Consider the following 951-nt stretch of genomic DNA (forward strand, 5'->3'; position numbering starts at 1 on the left):
GGCGACCCGCCCCGTGCCCACCCGCACGCCCACCACCGCCACGCCCACCCCGACCCGGACCACCCCGCCACCAGCTACAGACCCGGGGGAGCGGGTCACGGAACTGGTCAACCGGCTCCGGGCGGACGCCGGCTGCGCCCCGCTGCGCACCGACCCCCGGCTGACCGCCGCCGCCCGCGCCTACGCCCGCGACATGACGGACCGGGGCTACTACGGCCACGCCAGCCCCGAGGGCGAGTTCGCCGACTCCCGGATCAGCGCCACCGGCTACCGCTGGTCGGCCTGGGCCGAGAACCTGGCGCAGGGGCAGCGCGACCCGGCGTCCGTCGTCGAGAGCTGGCGCTCCGACACGGGCCACCGGCGCAACCTGCTCGACTGCGCCTACCGGGACACCGGCGTGGCCGCCGTCCCCGGTCCGGCCGGCACCGTCTGGGTGCAGAAGCTGGCTGCGCCTGCCGGCTGACCCCGCCCGGGCCGGTCAGCCCCGGGCGCCGAAGTCCTGCACCCACCACGGCCCGTCGGCGGTGAGGGCCACGCCGACCCCGATGTCGCGGAACGCGCAGTTGAGGATGTTCGCCCGGTGCGCCGGGCTGCCCATCCAGTCGTCCATGGCCCGCTCCGGGGTCTTCGGGCCCTTGTGGATGTTCTCGCCCCACGCCGACCAGCTGTAGCCGGTGGCGCTGATCCGGTCGCCGCCGTCCCGGCCCTCGGGGCTGTCGTGGGCGTAGTAGTCGCGGGCCGCCATGTCCTCCGCGTGCCCCTGGGCGGCCCTGGCGAGCCGGGTCTCGGTGCGCAGCGGGCCGCAACCCGCCCGGTCCCGTTCGGCGTTGGCGAGGACGATGACGTCCTCCACGTAGCGGGAGGCGCGGGCCGGGGCCGTCACCGGGGCGGCGCGCACGGGCCCGGTCTGGGGCGCGAGCCCGTCGGCCGCGCGGCCGGTGCCGTCTCCCG

Annotated in this window: 2 protein-coding genes; one reads left to right on the forward strand and one right to left on the reverse strand. The window is 77.6% G+C overall.

Annotation, left to right across the window (positions count from 1 at the left end; translation table 11 throughout):
• Positions 1-463, forward strand: a 463-nt coding sequence (locus IE321_RS41555) for a CAP domain-containing protein (protein ID WP_190226790.1), incomplete at its 5' end; no start/stop codon positions are given.
• A 15-nt stretch (positions 464-478) separates the two neighbouring features.
• On the opposite strand, the gene IE321_RS41560 is transcribed toward IE321_RS41555, so the two are convergent.
• On the reverse strand, positions 479-951 hold a 473-nt coding region (locus IE321_RS41560), incomplete at its 5' end, for a CAP domain-containing protein (protein WP_190226791.1).

It is taken from the genome of Streptomyces hydrogenans, assembly GCF_014656075.1.
In the GTDB taxonomy this organism is placed as follows: Bacteria; Actinomycetota; Actinomycetes; order Streptomycetales; family Streptomycetaceae; genus Streptomyces; species Streptomyces hydrogenans.